Raw genomic sequence first — 3802 nt, forward strand, 5'->3', positions numbered from 1 at the left:
GCAACCTTGGCGCGACGGATGTAGTCGAGCAGCGAGGTCTTGCCGTGGTCGACGTGACCCACCAGGTCAGGTCGCCGCCATGTTCGCGGTGGTAGGGGCTGATGCTGCCCTCGCCGGTGTCATGGGCGAAATTGCCGAGCTTGGCGCCCTGGTTCAGCGCGCGGATGGCGTTGGCACTGAGCGAGCCGAAGCTCATTGCCGAAATGTTGAAGATCGACGCCGAGTAAGGCTGGCTGCACTGCGGGCCGCCAACCACCACGCGAAAGCTTGCCGGGTCGGCCAGGGGCGCCGGGCGCATGGAGTGGCCGATGAATTCGAAGCCCGAGGCGTACACATCGGTGAGCGTGCCGAACGGTTTGTCGGACGCTTCGTTCTTGGCCCGGGCATACACCAGCGAGCGCTGTGCGCGGGAGAAGGGCAGGGCGTCGCTGTCGGCCTCCAGCAGGTACTGGCGGATTTCCGGGCGAATGCCTTCGACCAGGTAGCGGATGTTGCCGAGGATCGGGTAGTTGCGCCGTACCGCGTGGCGCTGTTGCAGCAGGTCGAACACGCCGAGCAGGCTGAGCAGGCCGGTGGCCAGGGTGAAGGGCCACAACCACTCGTGGTGCAGGAACGGCAGGCTGGCGAGGGTGAACAGAACACAGGCGGCGAAGAAGGCGTAGCGGCTGAGAAGTGACAGGCTCATACGGATTCCTTGCGAACGAATCGGTCAGGCTCAGGGGCCTGGCAAGCCCCGACATTAGCCCGGTTACCTGGCGTTAAGCCAGCGCCCATTAGAGGGGGGAAGCATGAAAATTCATGTATCAAAAATCATTCGTATTAAGTATGTTATAAAGTAACTTTCTTTGTTGAGGTAATCCCCATGAAAGCTGGCATCCATCCCGACTACCGCCCAGTGCTGTTCCACGATACGGCGGCGGATGTGTACTTCCTGATTGGTTCGACCGTGGACAGCGATCGCACCCAGCAGCACATCGACGGCAATACCTACCCTTATGTGGCCCTGGATGTGTCCAGTGCTTCGCACCCTGTCTATACCGGGCAGCAGCGCAAGACCACTGTCGAAGGGCGGGTCGCCGGGTTCAACAAGCGCTTTGCCGGGTTTGCCGGGAAGGCCAAGTAAAGAAGGGGGCTTGTGGTTGCGTCGGCAGGGGCTGCATGTGATCCTTGCCCGCCCTTTTCCAGGCGCCCTCACCATGACCAAGACGATTCGCATCGCCGCTGCCCTGCTGGTCGACCCCGCAGGGCGTACCTTGTTGGTGCGCAAACGCGGCACCCAGGCGTTCATGCAGCCTGGCGGCAAGATCGATGCCGGCGAAACCCCGGCGGCGGCCCTGGTGCGTGAGCTGCATGAGGAACTCGGTTTGCAGGTCGATGCGCAGCAGGCTGTCTACCTGGGCCAGTTCAGTGCCCCGGCCGCCAACGAGCCGGGCTTCGAGGTGCAGTGCGAGCTGTTCCGGGTCGACAGCAGCGACGCGGTGGCCCCGGCCGCGGAGATCGAGGAGGTGCTGTGGTTGGCCGCCGATGAAGCGCCCGCGCGGGTGCTGGCGCCGCTGACCCGCGATGTGATCCTGCCGCTGTACCGCCAAGTCCTCAACGTACCGCGCTGACTCCCTCGAGGGTGGCGAACGAGGTGTCCTTGGCGGTCAGCAGAAAGTCACGCATGTAAGGCGCATCGAGCATGTCGGTGCGCACCGCCGCGTAGAGCGTGGCGAACAGGCCTTTCTCGCCCAGGCGTTTGCCTTTCACGTAGCCGCGCGCGCTGTATTCATGCAGTGCCCAGTGCGGCATGCCGCATACCCCGCGGCCGCTGGCGACCAGTTGCATCATCATCACCGTCAGTTCCGAGGTGCGTACGGCGGCGGGCTCGATCTCGGCGGGTTCCAGGAAGCGGGTGAAGATATCCAGGCGGTCGCGTTCCACCGGGTAGGTGATCAGGGTCTGCTCGATCAGGTCCTGGGGCACGATGTAGGGCTTGCTGGCCAGTGGGTGCTGGTTGGCCACCGCCAACATTGCCTCGTAGGTGAACAGCGGCACGTAGGTGATGCCGGCCAGGTCTTGCGGGTCGGAGGTCACCACCAGGTCGAGGTCGCCGCGGGCCAGGGCGGGCAGCGGGGCGAAGGCGAAGCCAGAGGCGAGGTCCAGTTCCACTTCCGGCCAGGCATCGCGGAATTGGTCGATGGTTGGCATCAGCCACTGGAAGCAGCTGTGACATTCGATGGCCATGTGCAGGCGCCCGGCGGTGCCGCCGACCAGGCGTGCGATGTCCCGTTCCGCGCCACGCAGCAGCGGCAGGGTGGCATCGGCCAGCTGCAACAGGCGCAGGCCCGCGCTGGTGAAGCGAATGGGCTTGGTCTTGCGCACGAACAGCGGCAGCCCCAGGCGTTCTTCCAGCTCCTTGAACTGGTGCGACAGCGCCGACTGGGTCAGGTGCAGGCGCTCGGCGGCCTCCACCAGGCTATCGGCCTCGCGTAGGGCATGAAGGGTTTTCAGGTGGCGGATTTCCAGCACAACGAACTCCGGGGGAAACACTTGGTAAAAAATAGATGAGTTGAGTTTCCCTCATGTTGCCGGTGGCTGTCGACTGGCTGTCGCGCATGACCGCTCGGCGACCTTCATCAAACTGTCACGCAACTGTGGCAGCGCGCCCGCACGCATTTCATCAAACTCGCGCTCTACTGGGGATTTGCATTCTGGTGTTTTCTGTCATGCGGGTTTTTCTGATCGTTCTCTTCTTGCTGTGCGGCGCGCCGGCCGGTTTCGCCGCGTCGCGTTGTGACGCCCAGGTGCCGGTGCAACGTGCCGAACTGGGGGATGTAAGCCTGGTGTACCAGAGCGTCGGTGCGCCGAACGACCCGGTGCTGCTGCTGGTAATGGGCCTGGGCGGGCAACTGATCCATTGGCCGGACGATGTGGTCGAGGCCATGTGCCGCCAGGGCTTCAGGGTAATCCGCTATGACAACCGCGATGTCGGCCTGTCGCGCTGGAACCAGCCGCCGGCTGCGGCCAGCCTCACGGTCGAGCTGCTGCGCTACAAGCTTGGCTTGCCGGTGGCGGCGCCCTATACCTTGACTGACATGGCCGATGACAGCCTGCACCTGATGGACGCACTGGGGGTCGAGCAATTTCATGTATTGGGCGTGAGCATGGGCGGCATGATCGCCCAGCACCTGGCGTCGATGGCGCCACAGCGGGTGCGCAGCCTGACGCTGGTGATGACCAGTTCGGGTGCGGCGGGCTTGCCGGCCCCCAACCCGGCCCTGGTGCAGTTGCTGGCACGTCGTGGCGCGCCCAGTCGTGAACTGGCACTGGAGCAACAGGCCGACCTGCTGTCGGCGCTGGGCAGCCCTGACGTGCGCGATGACCGCGCCGTGTTGCTGCAACAGGCGGCGCTGGCCTACGACCGCGCCTTCAACCCTGACGGAGTCAAGCGCCAGATCATGGCGATTCTTGCCGAACCTAGCCGGGTGGCGTTGCTCAATGAACTGCGGGTGCCGACGCTGGTGGTGCATGGCACCGCCGACCCGCTGCTACCGGTGATGCATGGGGTGCATCTGGCGGCGCATATCCAGGGCAGCCAGCTGCGCTTGATTCCGGGGCTGGCCCATCGCTTCCAGGAGCCGTTCAAGGCGCCGTTGCTGGCGGCCGTGCTGCCCTACCTGAAGTCCCATCGGCAGGATGTCACCCATATCGCAGGGCTTTGAATCCGAGCCGCCTGATTCGCGGGCAAGCCCGCTCCTACAGGTTCTCGGGGTTGTGCGGGGGTTCCCGCCAATCAGGCGGCTAAGTTGTGTGAGCCCAC

General features: G+C 64.4%; 5 protein-coding genes. 3 read left to right on the forward strand and 2 right to left on the reverse strand.

From position 1 onward, the window contains the following. The coding region (locus ACQKPE_RS25920) for a glutamate synthase-related protein (protein ID WP_427669548.1) at window positions 1-685 on the reverse strand (685 nt) is incomplete at its 3' end. A gap of 177 nt (window positions 686-862) precedes the next feature. Here ACQKPE_RS25920 and ACQKPE_RS25925 point away from each other — a divergent pair. After that, window positions 863-1123: a type B 50S ribosomal protein L31 gene (locus ACQKPE_RS25925; RefSeq protein ID WP_427669550.1), complete on the forward strand. Its 261-nt coding sequence runs from the start codon at window positions 863-865 to the stop codon at window positions 1121-1123. A 73-nt stretch (window positions 1124-1196) separates the two neighbouring features. Continuing rightward, window positions 1197-1610: an NUDIX hydrolase gene (locus ACQKPE_RS25930; protein ID WP_427669552.1), complete on the forward strand. Its 414-nt coding sequence runs from the start codon at window positions 1197-1199 to the stop codon at window positions 1608-1610. On the opposite strand, the gene metR is transcribed toward ACQKPE_RS25930, so the two are convergent. Beyond that, on the reverse strand, window positions 1594-2511 hold the full coding sequence (gene metR / locus ACQKPE_RS25935) for a transcriptional regulator MetR (protein WP_427669553.1): 918 nt from the start codon (window positions 2509-2511) through the stop codon (window positions 1594-1596). The two genes, ACQKPE_RS25930 and metR, sit on opposite strands and share 17 nt — an antisense overlap. Window positions 2512-2708: 197 nt before the next feature. On the opposite strand from metR, the gene ACQKPE_RS25940 reads away from it, so the two are divergent. Beyond that, window positions 2709-3704, forward strand: a complete 996-nt coding sequence (locus ACQKPE_RS25940) for an alpha/beta fold hydrolase (protein WP_427669554.1) — start codon at window positions 2709-2711, stop codon at window positions 3702-3704. The last annotated feature ends 98 nt before the right edge of the window (window positions 3705-3802 follow it).

Source organism: Pseudomonas sp. NPDC089554 (genome assembly GCF_050280645.1).
Taxonomy (GTDB): domain Bacteria; phylum Pseudomonadota; class Gammaproteobacteria; order Pseudomonadales; family Pseudomonadaceae; genus Aquipseudomonas.